Genomic DNA, 14,318 nt, shown 5'->3' with positions numbered 1-14,318 from the left:
ACAGCTCAGCTAAGGTAAGGCTAATACAGATAAGGACTCCACTGAACCCCACCGATTAAATCGCACCTTCCTTAACAAAATACCAAATAACCCATGCTATCGAAAATACCCTGTCCTGAGTAAGTTCATTAACAGAAATATACGAAGTTAGATGACACGAAAATATTCCGTCGGAACTCAAATTGAAGATTTCAAACGTGTTTGAAAAAAAACCGGGTCTTACCCCGGTTTTATTGTCTGCCTGTTACTCACTCAACCCGCGATTGACCAGCATCGGTTCGATAAGCGGGTCATGGCCGCGCCACTGGCGATAAAGTTCGGCTAAATCAGTACTGTTCCCGCGAGATAAAATCGCTTCACGGAATTTCTGCCCGTTTTCACGCGTCAAACCGCCGTTATCGACAAACCACTGATAGCCGTCGTCGGCCAGCATTTGCGTCCACAGATAGGCGTAATAGCCTGCGGCATAACCGCCGCCGAAAATATGGGCAAAATAGCTGCTCCGGTAGCGTGGCGGTACGGCCTGAAGATCCAGAGATTCGCGGGCAATGGCTTCGGATTCAAAGGTATCGACATCATCGACCTGCTTATCGCCCCCCAGACTGTGCCAGTTCATATCCAGCAGAGCGGCACTCAACAGTTCCGTCATGTCGTAACCTTTGTTGAACTGAGTACTGCGCAGCATTTTGTCTCTTAAGGCTTCCGGCATCGGCTCGCCGCTCTGATAGTGGCGGGCATAGCGGGTAAAGACCTGCGGATGAGAGGCCCAGTGCTCATTAATTTGCGACGGGAATTCGACAAAATCACGCGGCGTGTTGGTCCCCGAAAGGCTGGCATAGCGCTGGCTGGCAAACAGCCCGTGCAGGGTATGGCCGAACTCATGGAACAAGGTGATGACATCATCCCAGGAGAGTAACGCCGCCTGGCCTGGCTGCGGTTTCTGGTAATTGCAGACGTTGTAAATCACCGGCAGGGTTGCATGTAATGTCGATTGCTCAACGAAATTGCCCATCCAGGCGCCGCCGCTTTTCGAATCACGGGCAAAGAAATCGCCGTAGAACAGCGCCATTCCCTCGCCGCTGGCGTCGAAAATCTCCCACACCCGCACATCCGGGTGGTACACCGGAATATCAAAACGTTCAACAAGGTGGATCCCAAACAGCTGGGCGGCCGAGTAAAACACACCGTCATTGAGGACATTATCCAGCGCAAAATAAGGGGTGAGCTGGGCATCGTCGACATCATATTTCGCCAGCCGCACCTGTTCGCCATACCATGACCAGTCCCAGGCCTGGGCGGCAAAGCCACCCTGCTGGTCGTCGATCACTTTTTGAATATCGGCCAGTTCACGTTCGGCTCTGAAACGTGCGGCAAGGGAGATACCGCGCATAAAGTCAAAAGCGGCCTGCGGCGTCGCCGCCATCTGATCGGCTATTTTCCAGCTTGCGTAATCCGCGAAGCCCAGCAACTGAGCCTGTTTGGCCCGCAGGTTGGCCAGACGCAGCACAATCTCCCGCGTGTCGTTCTCATCCCCTTTTGAGGTGCGATCGCGGCTGGCGCGGAACAGATTTTCACGCGTTTGCCTGTCGCGCAGAGACGCCAGTAAAGGTTGTTGTGTGGTATTGAGCAAGGTAAGCAGCCAGCGCCCACTCAGGCCCTTTTCCTGTGCTGCCGATGCTGCAGCAGCAATGGCCTCGTCGCTGAGTCCCTCAAGCTGATGAACGTAATCCACCACCAGCCCTCCGGCTTTGTCCGCCGCCAGCAAGCGCTGATTAAACTGGCTGGTCAGGGTGGCGGCTTGCGTATTCAGCGCTTTGAGCGCCTGTTTGTCCTCAGCGCTCAGGGTTGCGCCCGCCAGCATAAATCTCTGCCAGACAACCTCGACCAGCCGTAGCGATTCCGCATCCAGCCCGGCCGTTTCGCGCCCCTGCCACACGGCATCAATGCGGGCAAAGAGCGCATCATTGAGATAAATATCATTCGCCAGTTGGGCCAGTTCGCCAGAAAACGCCTCATCAAGTTGCTGGAGTTCGTCATTGGTGTGCGCCGACGTCATGGCAAAAAAGACGCTGGTCACCCGCGAGAGCATTTCACCACTGCGCTCCAGCGCCAGAATGGTGTTGGCAAAATCTGCGGCATCCGGATTCTGCGCAATCACCGCAACCTCAGCGCGTTTTTCACTGACCGCCTGATCAAAAGCCGGACGATAGTGCTGCTGATCGATAAGATCAAACGGTGGAGCCTGATACGGCAACGTACTGATGCCAGAGAAAGGGTTTGCTACCGACATGTTCCACTCCTGAATACGATTAATGACAGCAGGTCTGGCCGCAAATAAAAATCTTGCCAGCCCCCACAAAGCACAACATAGAATTACCCGGCAAATACAATACTGCAACATATCAGGGCTAACCCTGTATTGTCGCGCATGCTATGGTAATACAACATAAAAAGCGTTGAGGAACAGTGTGATGATTATTTTAGTTACCGGAGCAACGGCGGGTTTTGGTGAAAGTATTACCCGTCGTTTCTTACAAAACGGGCATAAGGTGATTGCGACCGGTCGCCGCCAGGAGCGTCTTCAGGAGCTGAAAGACGAGCTGGGCGACAACCTCTACACCGCACAGGTTGATGTGCGTAACCGCGCGGCCATTGAAGAGATGCTGGCGAACCTGCCAGCGCAGTGGCAGGACATTGATGTTCTGGTCAACAACGCCGGGCTGGCGCTGGGTCTGGAACCTGCCCACAAAGCCAGTGTCGACGACTGGGAAACGATGATCGACACCAACAACAAAGGGCTGGTGTATATGACCCGCGCCGTACTGCCGGGTATGGTGGCGCGTAATCGTGGTCATATCATTAATATCGGCTCCACTGCGGGCAACTGGCCTTATGCCGGCGGCAACGTCTACGGCGCAACCAAAGCCTTTGTTCGTCAGTTCAGCCTGAACCTGCGCACTGACCTTAACGGGACGGCGATCCGCGTGACTAACCTTGAGCCGGGTCTGGTTGGCGGCACTGAGTTTTCGAATGTGCGCTTTAAAGGCGATGACGATAAAGCAGGTAAAACCTACGCCAACACAAATGCCCTCACCCCGGAAGATGTTACCGAAGCGGTCTGGTGGGTGGCGACGTTGCCAAAACACGTCAATATCAACACCCTTGAGATGATGCCGGTCAGTCAGACGTACGCGGGTTTAAGCGTACATCGCGAAGGCTAATTTTCCGTCCCGGCCTGCGGGCCGGGTATGGGAACGCCGCTAAATAAGTGGTATGGTAGCAAGGTTAACCTCATAAAAAGTAAGCACGAATGGCCGTTGAAACCCAACTGAATCCGACACAACCTGTTAACCAGCAAATCTACCGAATTTTGCGGCAGGATATCGTTCATTGCCTGATCCCTCCGGGAACGCCGCTTTCCGAAAAAGAGGTCTCGGTACGTTTTGATGTCTCCCGTCAGCCGGTGCGCGAAGCTTTTATTAAGCTCGCCGAAAACGGACTGATCCAAATCCGTCCTCAGCGCGGCAGCTATGTGAATAAAATTTCGCTGGCCCAGGTGCGCAACGGTTGTTTTGTCCGCCAGGCCATTGAGTGTGCGGTTGCCCGTCGTGCCGCGGGTATGGTGACCGACAGCCACTGTTACCAGCTCGAACAGAATCTGAATCAACAGCGGATTGCCATCGAACGTAAACAGCTGGACGATTTCTTCCAGCTTGACGATGAGTTTCACCAGAAACTGGCGCTTATTGCCGACTGCCAGCTCGCCTGGGACACCATCGAAAATATCAAGGCCACCATCGACCGCGTACGTTATATGAGCCTTGATCATGTATCGCCGCCAGAAATGCTGCTGCGTCAGCATAATGATATTTTCGTGGCGCTGGAGCAGCGCGATGCCGATGCGGTAGAAAAAGCGATGACCGGGCATTTACAGGAAATCAGCGCCTCCGTGAAGCTTATCAGTCAGGAAAACCGCGACTGGTTTAGCGAAGACTGATCTCCTGAATCTCTCCTCTTATTGCAAGGTCATGCTGTTTTAACCCGTTAAAAAGTGTGACCTTGATCAAAAACAAAAAATCATCTGCGTAAAGGCGTATTTATAGGGCGTCCGTTCCGGGGACATCTTCTGCCCCGGCATGTTTTGCGGATAAATAAAGGAGAAACCACCATGATGACTTACGATCGTAACCGTAATGCTATAACCACCGGCGCCCGCGTCATGATTAACGGCACGGGCCGCACCGGCAAAATTGTTGCTATACATGCTAATGGCCTGAATCCGGCTCAGCTACGTCGCGGCAAAACGGTGGAAGTAGAAGGTTGTGAAGGCCAGTTCGAACCGGTTGAACTTATTCGTCTCGGCCTGCACTAATGGTGAGAATGCCGCCGAATGGCGGCATTCATGTTTCAGTACTTCGCGATATACTGCCCAACCGTGGCCTTCGCCCCGGCTGTGAGCAGCGCCTGATAAGCACTCGTCACTTTGTCAACAAAGGTCGCATCCTGCGGCAGTTCACAACCAAAAATCGCTTCGATACCCAGCAACGCTTTCACACGCGCCGGGCCTTGCTCGCTGCCATTCACGGCCTGCTGAATCACCGCCAGCAGAGGATCGCTCACCTCAATCGGCTGGCCCTGTTCGTCCACACCGCCGACATAGCGCATCCAGCCCGCAATACCTAATGCCAGCAGATCAAATTCGCTGTTGTGCACCCGATGCCAGCGCACGGAATCGAGCATCCGCTGCGGCAATTTCTGACTACCGTCCATGGCGATTTGCCAGGTACGATGACGCAAAGCCGTGTTGCTGTAGCGGGCAATCAGCAGATCCGCATAGTGGGCCAGATCAACGCCCTTCACTTTCAGGGTTGGCGCCTGTTCTGCCAGCATCAGCGTATGGGCTGCGCGGCGATAGTTGTCATCTTCCATGCACTCATTAATGTGCTGATAACCGGCCAGATAGCCAAGGTAAGCAAGGAAAGAGTGACTGCCGTTAAGCATACGCAGCTTCATCTCTTCAAAGGGGACGACATCGGCGACCAGTTCCGCCCCGGCTTTTTCCCACTGCGGACGCCCGGCCACAAAATTATCTTCAATCACCCACTGACGGAAAGGTTCACAGGCCACCCCAGCCGGGTCACGTACGCCGGTCAGTTGCTCAATTTTATCCAGAGTATCGGCGGTGACGGCAGGCACAATACGGTCAACCATGGTTGACGGGAAGGTCACATTGGCCTCGATCCACTCCGCCAGTTCGCGGTTAACGGCACGGGCATAGGCGCAGATCACGTTGCGGGTGACATGGCCGTTTTCCGGCATATTGTCACAGGACATGACGGTGAAAGGCGCAAGGCCAGCGGCTTTACGGCGAGCCAGGGCTTCAACGATAACGCCTGCCGCTGATTTCGGCTGATGCGGGTTTTGCAGATCAGCCGCAATAAACGGCGTTTCGGGGTTCAGTTGCCCGGTGGCCGGTGAGTGACCATAGCCTTTTTCGGTGATGGTGAGGGAGACAATCGCCACCTGCGGTTCGCACATAGCCGCAAGCACGGTTTCCAGACCATCAACCTGGACATGTAACGCCCGCGTCGCCACACCCACCACCCGTGCCGTCCACGCATCGGCTGACATTTCCGCCACGGTGTAAAGGTTGTCCTGCGCTTTAAGATCGGCGATTTGCTGCTCGCCGCCAATCAGATTGACTTCGCAATAACCCCAGTCGCTGCCGTGTTCTGCCACCAGAATGTCAGCGTACACGGACTGGTGCGCACGGTGAAATGCGCCAAAACCTAAATGCACAATACGGGAAACCAGTTTGCTACGATCGTAAGAAGGCAGCGTAGCCTGCGCTGTTAACAGTTTATTTTGCATGGTGTGACTCATATTATTTATTAAATGAAACAGTGGTTCATAAGATTACAAACTGCCGCAAGCCAGACTATGATTTGCGACAGTTTTTGCTGACTACACTAACTAGAATGGTAACTAAATGTTGCGTAATTTCCCCAAGATGATGGGTTGCCTGTTCACTTAGTTTTCGGGGGTAAAATTAGCTAAAAGTACGTGATGCTGCGTTCGGAACGGCAGGCTGTGGTTCTGCCGCATCTTCCTCCAGATTCAGGTCGCGATCGCAGACTTCCGGCATCAGCAGCGCTGCAATCAGGCCCAGAACCGAGTAGCAAATCATCATCACCACAATTGGCCACCAGGAGCCGGTCATATTACAAAAGATCCCCGCCAGAACCGGACCAAAGCCAACCGCGACCAGACCACCCGCCTCTTTTGAAATGGCCATTCGGGTGAAGCGATTACGGGAGCCGAACATCTCTGCCATGGTGATGTTTTCCAGCGCAAACAGTCCCAGTACCGCAAAGTTATGGATAACGATGATGGAGAGCATGATAACGCCCGGGCTGTAGCTCTTATCGACGATGATCGACAGCATTGGGTACGCCAGTACGATAGCCGAGATACACAGGCAGATATACGGGATACGGCGGCCAATTTTATCCGACAACCAGCCGAGGAACGGAATGGTCAGGAAGCCAATTACGGAGCTAATCATCAGCGCATCGGTCGGAATACGTTTTTCAAACAGCAGCGTCTGAACCAGATAACCGGCAAGGAAGGTCTGAATAAGACCGGAGTTACCCGCCTGACCAAAACGCAGACCCGTTGCCAGCCAGAAGGATTTACTGGTGAACATTGCCCCCAGGCTGGTTTGCTCTGGCTGGGCTTTGGCCGGAGCGCTCTCGCCTTCGCTGACCTGCTCAAACACCGGGCTCTCTTTGAGGTTCATACGCAGCCAGATGGCAAAAATCATCACCACCACGCTTGCAAGGAACGGGATACGCCAGCCCCAGGCCACCAGCTCTTCACGATCGAGGGCAAAGAACATCACGGCCCAGATTGCGGTTGCGCTCAGGGTTCCGCAGTTGGTGCCCATCGCCACCAGCGAAGAGATAATGCCGCGTTTCCCTTTCGGCGCGTATTCCGCCAGCATAGTACCGGCCCCGGAGATTTCCGCGCCTGCCCCCAGCCCCTGAATAATACGCAGGGTCACCAGCAGCACCGGTGCGAAAATACCGATTTGCGCGTAGGTTGGCAGCACGCCAATCAGGGTGGTACAGATGCCCATCATGGTGATGGTGATAAACAGTACCTTCTTACGCCCGATACTGTCCCCCATACGGCCAAAGAAAAAGGCCCCCACGATACGGGCGACATAACCCGCGCCGTAGGTACCCATCGCCAGAATCAACGCCATTGCGGCGGATTGTTCAGGGAAGAAGATTTCATGGAAAACTAAAGCAGCGCCCAACGAATAGAGCTGGAAGTCCATAAATTCCAGCGCCGTCCCAAGCCAGCCGGAAACGGCGGCTTTCACCAGATCGGAAGTCGTTCTTTCAGGTTTCACTTGCGTCATAATGGCTATCTCAAAAGAAGTAAGATGCGTACCGCTTCATCGCATATTTCATTGTAATTAATTGAACGTCAGCAAGACCTTGCAGCATTTACGCTGATCTTTTTCGAACAGTTCAATTGCGTCGACAACGTGTTGATAGTCAAACTTATGCGTGACTAATTTTGTCGGATCGATAAGTCCGCGCTCCAGCCAGTCAATCACTACCGGGAACTTATTGGCGTTAAGACGTGAGGAGAAAATGGACAACTCTTTACCGGTGATCCCCTGCTGGACTATCTGACAGGGATCGCTTGAAAAGCCCATAATCACGATGCGCGCCGCCGGAGAAGCCAGGCTAATGGCTTCCTGCAGGATCGATGGATGACAGGCCGCATCAACAATGATCGTCGGCTTGATACCCTTCTCTTCCAGCGCAGATTGCAGGCTTTGCTCACTGTTATTGATAACCCAGTCCGCGCCGCTGCGTCTGGCCATCTCCAGGCGCTCATCAATGCGATCGGCCACGATGACCTGCTTCACTTTATAAACGCCTTTCAGAGCCTGCAGCGTCACCAGCCCCATCGGGCCTGCGCCATAAATCAGCGCAATATCGTTGTCCGTCGGGTTTATCTGACCGGTCACATTCGCCGCGATGGTGAAGGGCTCCACCATGACCGCATTTTCATCAGGAATGGCGTCCGGAATAACAAATGCGTTACGCTCCGGAACCACCGCAAACTGGCTAAAACCACCGTCCCGATGCACACCCAGCACCACCAGCGAGGTACAGACATTCGGCTTACCGATAGAACACGGGTAGCAGTGGCCGCAACTGATGACCGGATCAACGGAGACCCGCTGCCCTAAACGGTCAGGCGAAACGCCTTCGCCCACGGCATCAATCAGACCGTAAAACTCATGGCCAATCACACGGGGATATTTGGCAAACGGGTTGTGCCCACGGTAAATATGGCTGTCTGAACCGCAGATCCCGGCAAGCTGCACCTTTACTCGCACTTCTCCTGCTGCGGGTTCAGGTAACGCACGCTCTTCAATAACTAATTGATCGGGTTTCTGAATAACTACACTTTTCATTATCTTCTTCGCCTCTGTTACCAGTTCCACAAGGTGCCATCTTCCAGGCGAGCGACCGGCAGATATGCGGGATCCCATGGATATTTCGCTGCCAGTTTTTCGTCAAATTCGATGCCCAGACCCGGTTTGTCGCCTGGGTGCATGTAGCCATTATCAAAGCGCCAGCTGTTCGGGAAGACTTCGAGCATTTGCTCTGAGTAGCCCATAAATTCCTGCACGCCAAAGTTTGGCACCCACAGGTCGAAATGCAGCGCGGCAGCATGGCAAATCGGTGACAAATCAGACGGACCGTGAGATCCCGTGCGCACCTGGTACAGCGAGGCGAAGTCGGCAATACGGCGCATGCCGGTGATACCGCCCGCATGGGTAATGGTGGTGCGGATGTAGTCGATAAGCTGTTCTTCGATAAGCTGCTTGCAGTCCCAGATGCTGTTGAAGACTTCTCCCACCGCAATCGGCGTCACAGTATGCTGACGGATCAGACGGAAGCACTCCTGGTTCTCTGCCGGCGTCGGGTCTTCCATCCAGAACAGACGATAATCTTCGATACTCTTGCCAAAACGCGCGGCTTCGATAGGCGTCAGACGGTGATGCATGTCGTGCAGCAGATGTTCGTTAAAGCCAAACTTGCTGCGTACGGCATCAAACAGCTTTGGCGTAAAATCGAGGTATTTTTCCGTAGACCACAGCTGCTCTTCCGGCCACTGGCCTTTTGTTGCTGGCTCGTAGGCCAGGCCTTTTCCCTTCGCCATCCCGTAGGTGGTTTTCATGCCCGGCACGCCACACTGAACGCGAATGGCCTTAAAGCCCATCTCTTTATGACGGGCGTAATCTTCCAGTACATCATCAATACTTTGGCCGGTGGTGTGGCAGTAAACCATCACCCCTTCGCGGGAAGCTCCGCCCAATAACTGGTACAGCGGCATGTTGGCCGCTTTGGCTTTGATGTCCCACACCGCCATGTCGATGGCGGAAATGGCTGACATAGTGACCGGGCCACGACGCCAGTAAGCGCCTTTATAGAAGAACTGCCAGATATCTTCGATGCGGTGCGCATCACGCCCAATCAGCTGCGGGCAGAGGTGATCTTTGAGATAGGACGCGACTGAAAGCTCGCGTCCGTTCAGCGTGGCGTCACCCAGACCTATCAGGCCTTCGTCGGTGGTGATTTTTATGGTGACAAAATTACGACCAGGACAGGTCACAAAAACGTCGGCCCCTACGATCTTCATACGGTTTTCCTTGCATCACTTGTCTTGATGCAGAGAATTTACGCAACAGCACTACTACCATACAAGTATGAAGATCAAAAAAGCCGCGCCCGGTCACATAAATTAGCGGCTTAGCCGGTACGCCCCCAGCCGGCAACAATAATTAAAATGCCGCAAAGCGCAATGGCTGCTCCCAACCAGTCATAGAGGCTGAGCTTTACGCCATCGACCACCCGCAGCCATAGCAGCGCGGTGCAAACATAGACTCCGCCGTATGCGGCATAGACGCGTCCACTGGCTGCAGGATGCAGCGTTAACAGCCAGACAAACAGAGCGAGCGCGATGGCTGCCGGAATAAGGAGTAACGGAGTGGCGCCACGTTTAAGCCAAAGCCAGGGTAAAAAGCAGCCAATGATTTCGCACAAGGCGGTGACAAAAAACAGGAGAGACGTTTTTAACATTTCATTCGTTTTCATTCATGACAGGTTGAACTATCTTAACGGATAATCCACTAACATTGAGACCAGGTTTGAGCTACCTGCTGACTGGTTCAATCACGTACAATTGATGCATGGACGTTGCGTCACTCTCTATAAAGGAAATCAACATGAACATTACACTTAGCAAACGCCTGTGCCTGACAGCAATGCTGACGCTGGGTGCCATTGTGTACACCGCCAGCGCATCTGCGAAAACCGATAAGCTCATTATTGAGTCCGGCGACAGCGCACAGTCGCGTCAACAGGCTGCAATGGATAAAGAACAATGGGATGACACCCGCACCCTGCGCCATAAAGTGAACAAGCGCGCGGAGAAAGAGTGGGATAAGACTGACGTGGCCTTTGATGCGCGGGATAACTGCCACAAGAGCGCCAACGTTAACGCTTACTGGGAGTCAAACACCGAACGCTGCCTTGACCGCCGCACTGGCCGTCAAATCACGCCTTAATTTTCTGCATTACCGGGGCGTCATCCGACGCCCTTCTTCTGCGCAGCACCCAACAGGATGTTCCTATGACCGACACCCCGCAGGTAAAACTTCGTCCGCTCGAGCGTGAAGATTTACGTTTTGTCCACCAGCTTGATAATAACGCCAGCGTGATGCGCTACTGGTTTGAAGAACCTTACGAAGCCTTTGTCGAACTGTCTGACCTATACGACAAGCATATCCATGATCAAAGTGAACGCCGTTTTGTTATCGAATGCGGTAATGCAAAGGCCGGGCTGGTTGAACTGGTCGAAATCAATCACGTGCATCGCCGGGCCGAATTTCAAATTATCATTTCGCCTGAGTATCAGGGTAAAGGGCTGGCCTCGCAGGCCGCCAGACTGGCGATGGATTACGGTTTTATGGTGCTCAACCTCTACAAGCTGTATCTGATTGTCGATAAAGAAAACGAGAAAGCCATCCATATCTACCGCAAGCTCGGCTTCAGGGTTGAAGGGGAATTAATCGATGAGTTCTTTATTAACGGCGAGTACCGCACCACCATCAGGATGTGCATCTTCCAGCACGCCTGGCTGGCCGGGCATAAATCCGCTGGCAGCAGCCTGTTAAAACCCACCGCGCAGTAACGCGGCGGGTCGGCGTATCAGTAATACTCGATGGTATTTTTGATGCTGTAGTTGCGTTCGACAGAGGGCGTCACGCTCTCATCAACAATCAGCAACTGGCAGGAAACCGGATTATCGTGCCTGTCGTAATCGCAGGTCTGTTTCACCCGGCCCAGCGGCTTGTCATTGAGCACGCTGACGGCGGTGTAATCCAGCTTTTTATGCCCATCCCGTGACGGCGTGGAAACCACCGACAAATGCGCCTCTTTAGAGGTGGTGGATTTACCCAGCGGGTAGCCTTCTTCATCGTAGCGGTACTTCACTTCAACATCTTTTCCCCGCGCCACCGTGATAAAACCATGCTCGTCAGTATCCCAGACCAGTCCCGCGCTCGGGTACTCTGCAAGCTGGCATTTTCCCTTAAGAAGCAGACGTTTCTCCTGGGTTTCCGCATCCAGATAATAGTTGGCGTTCAGTACCAGCTCAACGCCGGTGTTGTTTTCCACATCATGCAATTCCAGCGAATCGAAACAGCCCTCTTTCGACAAGGTGCCGCTGACCCGCTTCGAGACTTCGCCTTTTTCGTTAAGCAGCGTCTGGCTGAAATCTTTGACCGGGCCACGCAAGGGATCAAAATCAAATTCATTGGAAAAACTGGCCATCTCCGGCGTAAAAGAGACCGGGCCTTTGGTGTCATCACATGCGGTCAGCAGGACGGCCAGCGCGATGAGTATCATCTTTTTATTCAATAGGTTCACCTGGGTTTCACAATGCGTTCCGCCTATATTAGCAAATCATCTAATCCTTCTGGCAATGACAATTTCATTTCATCCGAGGATAAATGCTTTTACCCCGGCCCAGTTCCAGACAATGCCGCAGGCGGCAATCACCAGTAAAACCAGCGCCGCGCCTGCGCTAAAGCGGTCACTCTGCGCGACGGGCAGAAAACGTTTTACCGCAATGATATAGCCTGCCATCACCGCAAAATCGCACAGGATCCACACCAGTGACAGTGTCACGACACTGATTGAAAAACGATCGCTTATCCCGATAAACTGCGGGAAAAATGAGACAAAAAACAGAATATCTTTTGGATTCGCCACCCCGGTAATAAAACCACGAGCAAAACCGCCCACCATCAACGGTTGTCCCTTCCTGCCGCTCACTCTGTTTCGCCGCAGATCGGCCAGGGTACGCAGCGCCCCCCAGCCAATAAATAACGAACCGGCAATCCCGAGCAGCGACAGATATCCGCCATCCAGCGCAACCACGCCGCTGAGCATCAGCACGGCAACGGCAATCAACACCAGTGAAGCCAGATTGGTGCCGAAGGTGGTCATAAAAGCCTTGCGGTAACCCGCTACCGCCGCCGTGCCCGTCACCAGCATCACCACCGGCCCGGGGGTTAAAAGTAAGGTCAGGATTGAAATCAGATAGGCGCTTAACAGCGCGATGTTCAGCTCAGGCATCAGACTCTCCGCCACATTGATTGTGCGCAGAGTATGAAAAATTCATTCGGGTTTTAAAAACGAGTTAAACTGCCTTTAATGATGAGTAAAACTCAATACAGGTTTTAATCGAATGACTCAATCTACCTCCCATCTTTATGCATTACGCGCCTTTAGCATTGCAGCTCAGTATAACTCCTTTAGCCAAGCCGCCATTATACTCAACGTAACGCCTGGGGCGGTCAGTCGCCATATTCGCACCTTAGAAGAGCATTTTGACTGCCAGCTGTTTGCCCGCAATGGCCCAAAAGTCAGCCTGACAGACGCGGGCAATATGCTGGCGGGCGGATTGCAGCAGGGATTTTTGCAACTGGAGGCCGCATGCCAGCAGTTGCGCAGCCATCATCATCAGTTGCGGGTCAAAGCCCCTTCCACGCTGACCATGCGCTGGCTGCTTGACGCCATGGTCCTGTTTCGCGAGCAGTACAGTACGCCACAGGTTGAGATCTCCAGTATCTGGATGGATATCGATAGCGTGGATTTTGCCCGCGAGCCTTTCGATTGCGCCATTCTGCTTGGCAACGGCCAGTTCGGTTCTGCCACCCGCAGCCTGCTTCTTTTTGACGAATGGCTGGTGCCGATGTGCGCGCCCGCCCTGCTTGCCAGGGCAAGAGACAGTCTGCAGGCCTGTGAATTGATTCATCCCTCAAGGGACAGACGCGACTGGCGTCGCTGGCTGGCGGGTTCCGCGTTGTACCCAGAACTCAGTCTTGCCGGGGGTAAAATATTCGATACCCTGGAACAAGGGATGATGGCCGCCATCGGCGGGCATGGCGTCACGGTCGGCGATCTGCTACTCAGCCAGAGCGCGCTGGAGCAAGGCCTGCTGGCTATGCCTTTCCCGCAGGCGATAAAAACCGGCGAAAGCTATTATCTGGTCTGGCCCGGTGATTCAGGACGGCAGAATAATATCGATAAATTCGCCCAGTTTTTGCTTTTGAACAGACCTCGTTATATAAATAAATACACAACGAAATAAAGGTAAAATAGTTCTCAGTTTCAATTAGTCTGAGATTTACCCCAGCCTTACATATCACCTGCTACGCTTTTGACATCGACACGAAATAAGGAGTTTACTATGCGATATGTATTCTGTTCTGGCCCCTTGCTGCTGCTATTTTCTGCCTCAGTCTTCGCCGCGCCCGATTCATGTGAACGGGTAAAAAGCGATATACAACAAAAGATTATCAACAATGGCGTGGCAGAGTCTGATTTTACGCTCACCATCGAACCCAACGATCAGAATAGTCCCTCTGAGGCTCAGGTTGTTGGCCATTGCGCAAATGATGACTGGAAAATTTTATATTCCCGTTCTGGCAGCGGTCATTCTCAGGCTGCGGAAATATCGTCGCCCGCCAACGTGGAATCTTCATCACAATAATTTAAACACCTTGTAAAAATAATGGGGATCAGCCTTCTTATTGATCCTCATTAATATTTACCACCTCCTCCTTAAGTAGCATCTGAGCATAGTAAGTATCCTCCGGCAGAGCCGGAGGCTTTAGGGTGAGCGCCTCAAAGGCGCCGACAAACCATGAGCCGCCC

General features: G+C 53.1%; 15 protein-coding genes. 7 read left to right on the top strand and 8 right to left on the bottom strand.

Annotation, left to right across the window (positions count from 1 at the left end; all coding sequences use genetic code 11):
- Nucleotides 1–244: 244 nt before the first annotated feature.
- A complete protein-coding gene (gene dcp, locus ACSZO4_RS20940; protein ID WP_437891009.1) occupies nucleotides 245–2,290 on the bottom strand; it encodes a peptidyl-dipeptidase Dcp in 2,046 nt (681 codons plus the stop codon).
- A 181-nt stretch (nucleotides 2,291–2,471) separates the two neighbouring features.
- Between dcp and ydfG the strand changes: the two genes are divergently transcribed.
- The 3 genes from ydfG to ydfZ all read left to right on the top strand — a co-directional run bounded on the left by ydfG (nucleotide 2,472) and on the right by ydfZ (nucleotide 4,372).
- Nucleotides 2,472–3,221 carry a bifunctional NADP-dependent 3-hydroxy acid dehydrogenase/3-hydroxypropionate dehydrogenase YdfG gene (ydfG, locus tag ACSZO4_RS20935; protein WP_437891008.1) on the top strand — a complete coding sequence of 250 codons (750 nt, stop codon included), beginning with the start codon at nucleotides 2,472–2,474 and terminating at the stop codon, nucleotides 3,219–3,221.
- An 89-nt stretch (nucleotides 3,222–3,310) separates the two neighbouring features.
- Nucleotides 3,311–3,997, top strand: coding sequence for a GntR family transcriptional regulator (locus ACSZO4_RS20930; RefSeq protein WP_437891007.1), 687 nt, complete (start codon nucleotides 3,311–3,313; stop codon nucleotides 3,995–3,997).
- A 171-nt stretch (nucleotides 3,998–4,168) separates the two neighbouring features.
- Entirely contained in the window at nucleotides 4,169–4,372 is a 204-nt protein-coding gene (gene ydfZ, locus ACSZO4_RS20925) for a putative selenium delivery protein YdfZ (RefSeq protein WP_437891006.1), read from the top strand.
- Between the two features lie 35 nt (nucleotides 4,373–4,407).
- On the opposite strand, the gene ACSZO4_RS20920 is transcribed toward ydfZ, so the two are convergent.
- From ACSZO4_RS20920 to ACSZO4_RS20900, 5 genes are all read right to left on the bottom strand, one after another.
- The gene (locus tag ACSZO4_RS20920) at nucleotides 4,408–5,871 is read right to left on the bottom strand and encodes a mannitol dehydrogenase family protein (RefSeq protein ID WP_437891005.1); all 1,464 of its coding nucleotides are present in this window, start codon (nucleotides 5,869–5,871) and stop codon (nucleotides 4,408–4,410) included.
- 178 nt (nucleotides 5,872–6,049) lie between these two features.
- Nucleotides 6,050–7,426: an MFS transporter gene (locus tag ACSZO4_RS20915; RefSeq protein ID WP_437891004.1), complete on the bottom strand. Its 1,377-nt coding sequence runs from the start codon at nucleotides 7,424–7,426 to the stop codon at nucleotides 6,050–6,052.
- Between the two features lie 57 nt (nucleotides 7,427–7,483).
- Nucleotides 7,484–8,500, bottom strand: a complete 1,017-nt coding sequence (locus tag ACSZO4_RS20910) for a Zn-dependent oxidoreductase (protein ID WP_437891003.1) — start codon at nucleotides 8,498–8,500, stop codon at nucleotides 7,484–7,486.
- Between the two features lie 17 nt (nucleotides 8,501–8,517).
- Nucleotides 8,518–9,732, bottom strand: a complete 1,215-nt coding sequence (gene manD, locus ACSZO4_RS20905) for a D-mannonate dehydratase ManD (protein WP_437891002.1) — start codon at nucleotides 9,730–9,732, stop codon at nucleotides 8,518–8,520.
- A 110-nt stretch (nucleotides 9,733–9,842) separates the two neighbouring features.
- Nucleotides 9,843–10,172 carry a YnfA family protein gene (locus tag ACSZO4_RS20900; RefSeq protein WP_437891001.1) on the bottom strand — a complete coding sequence of 110 codons (330 nt, stop codon included), beginning with the start codon at nucleotides 10,170–10,172 and terminating at the stop codon, nucleotides 9,843–9,845.
- Between the two features lie 146 nt (nucleotides 10,173–10,318).
- On the opposite strand from ACSZO4_RS20900, the gene ACSZO4_RS20895 reads away from it, so the two are divergent.
- Together ACSZO4_RS20895 and speG are read left to right on the top strand one after the other, a co-directional pair.
- On the top strand, nucleotides 10,319–10,660 hold the full coding sequence (locus ACSZO4_RS20895) for a DUF1283 family protein (RefSeq protein ID WP_437891000.1): 342 nt from the start codon (nucleotides 10,319–10,321) through the stop codon (nucleotides 10,658–10,660).
- Between the two features lie 65 nt (nucleotides 10,661–10,725).
- Nucleotides 10,726–11,286 carry a spermidine N1-acetyltransferase gene (gene speG / locus ACSZO4_RS20890; RefSeq protein ID WP_437890999.1) on the top strand — a complete coding sequence of 187 codons (561 nt, stop codon included), beginning with the start codon at nucleotides 10,726–10,728 and terminating at the stop codon, nucleotides 11,284–11,286.
- A gap of 17 nt (nucleotides 11,287–11,303) precedes the next feature.
- Here the strand turns inward: speG and ACSZO4_RS20885 are convergent, their stop codons facing one another.
- Both ACSZO4_RS20885 and ACSZO4_RS20880 read right to left on the bottom strand, forming a co-directional pair.
- On the bottom strand, nucleotides 11,304–12,002 hold the full coding sequence (locus ACSZO4_RS20885) for a YnfC family lipoprotein (protein WP_437891010.1): 699 nt from the start codon (nucleotides 12,000–12,002) through the stop codon (nucleotides 11,304–11,306).
- Nucleotides 12,003–12,092: 90 nt separating this feature from the next.
- Nucleotides 12,093–12,734: a LysE family translocator gene (locus tag ACSZO4_RS20880; RefSeq protein ID WP_437890998.1), complete on the bottom strand. Its 642-nt coding sequence runs from the start codon at nucleotides 12,732–12,734 to the stop codon at nucleotides 12,093–12,095.
- Between the two features lie 112 nt (nucleotides 12,735–12,846).
- Here ACSZO4_RS20880 and ACSZO4_RS20875 point away from each other — a divergent pair, with 112 nt between their 5' ends.
- Together ACSZO4_RS20875 and ACSZO4_RS20870 are read left to right on the top strand one after the other, a co-directional pair.
- Nucleotides 12,847–13,752, top strand: a complete 906-nt coding sequence (locus ACSZO4_RS20875) for a LysR substrate-binding domain-containing protein (protein WP_437890997.1) — start codon at nucleotides 12,847–12,849, stop codon at nucleotides 13,750–13,752.
- 99 nt (nucleotides 13,753–13,851) lie between these two features.
- A complete protein-coding gene (locus ACSZO4_RS20870) occupies nucleotides 13,852–14,154 on the top strand; it encodes a DUF1161 domain-containing protein (RefSeq protein ID WP_437890996.1) in 303 nt (100 codons plus the stop codon).
- The last annotated feature ends 164 nt before the right edge of the window (nucleotides 14,155–14,318 follow it).

Origin of the sequence: Phytobacter sp. V91 (genome assembly GCF_965644225.1) — a bacterium.
Taxonomy (GTDB): domain Bacteria; phylum Pseudomonadota; class Gammaproteobacteria; order Enterobacterales; family Enterobacteriaceae; genus CBFFRJ01.
Note: the sequence above shows the minus strand (reverse complement) of the source record. Positions and strands in the feature narration are given on the sequence as shown.